The sequence below is a fragment of the Curtobacterium sp. B18 genome, from assembly GCF_000333375.1.
Classification (GTDB): Bacteria; Actinomycetota; Actinomycetes; order Actinomycetales; family Microbacteriaceae; genus Curtobacterium.
In genome coordinates this window covers 1-1029 of record NZ_BACZ01000448.1, presented here as the reverse complement: position 1 = coordinate 1029, position 1029 = coordinate 1, and the positions used below count along the sequence as shown (strand labels likewise).

Sequence of the window (1029 nt, the reverse complement as noted above, 5' to 3'; positions counted from 1 at the left end):
GGACTCGCCGGGCAGTGGTCGGACGACTTCCACCACGCCGTGCACGTCGCCCTGACCGGTGAGACGAACGGGTACTACGGCGACTTCGCTCCCCTCTCGGCACTGGCGAAGGTGCTCGAGCACGGCTTCTTCCACGACGGCACGTGGTCGTCGTTCCGGCGGAAGCGGCACGGACGGCCCATCGACCGCGGGACCTCGCCGGCCACAGCGCTCGTCGTGGCGAACCAGAACCACGACCAGATCGGCAACCGCGCGACCGGCGACCGGCTCGCCGCGAGCCTGACCGACGAGGGCCTCGTGATCGCCGCCGCGCTGACGCTGCTCGGCCCCTTCACGCCGATGCTCTTCATGGGCGAGGAGTTCGCTGCCTCGACCCCGTGGCAGTTCTTCACGTCGCACCCCGAACCGGAGCTCGGCAAGGCCACCGCCGAGGGGCGCATCACGGAGTTCGCGGAACACGGCTGGGACGAGTCCGCCGTGCCGGACCCGCAGGACCCGACGACGTTCACGAACTCGAAGCTCGACTGGTCGGACGTCGAGTCCGAGCGGGGGGCGGCGATCCTCCGGGCCTACCGGGTGCTCGTCGCGCTGCGGCGGACCGACGAGGCCTTCGTCGACCAGCGCTACGAAGCGAACGCCGTGCGGTTCAGCGAGGACCGCCGGTGGCTCGTCCTGACCCGCGGGCTGCTCGGACCCGACGCCCGCCCGGTGCACGTCGTGGTGAACTTCCTCGACGACGCGGCCGAGGTGCCCGTGCCGGGCGCCACGGGCGAGGAGCTCTACCGCTTCGGCGAGGCGGACGTCGAGACGGACTGCGTCCGCTTCGCGGGGCGCGGTGTGGTCGTGCTGCGCTGACCGCTGCCGATGCGTGACCGGACGGCCCGTGGCGACACCGCCGCGGGCCGTCCGTCTCCGTGCGAGGCCCCGCGGGCCGTCCGTCTGCGTGCGACGCCAAGCGGACGCGACGACACGGCCGACGGGACTCGTCGCGGTGACCGACAGTCGCGATGACGGACAGCGCCATGACGG

General features: G+C 72.5%; 1 protein-coding gene. It reads left to right on the top strand.

Going from position 1 to position 1029, the window contains the following annotated elements; all coding sequences use genetic code 11:
- The coding region (locus I5E_RS21730) for a DUF3459 domain-containing protein (RefSeq protein WP_022907227.1) at nucleotides 1–855 on the top strand (855 nt) is incomplete at its 5' end.
- Between the last annotated feature and the right edge of the window lie 174 nt (nucleotides 856–1029).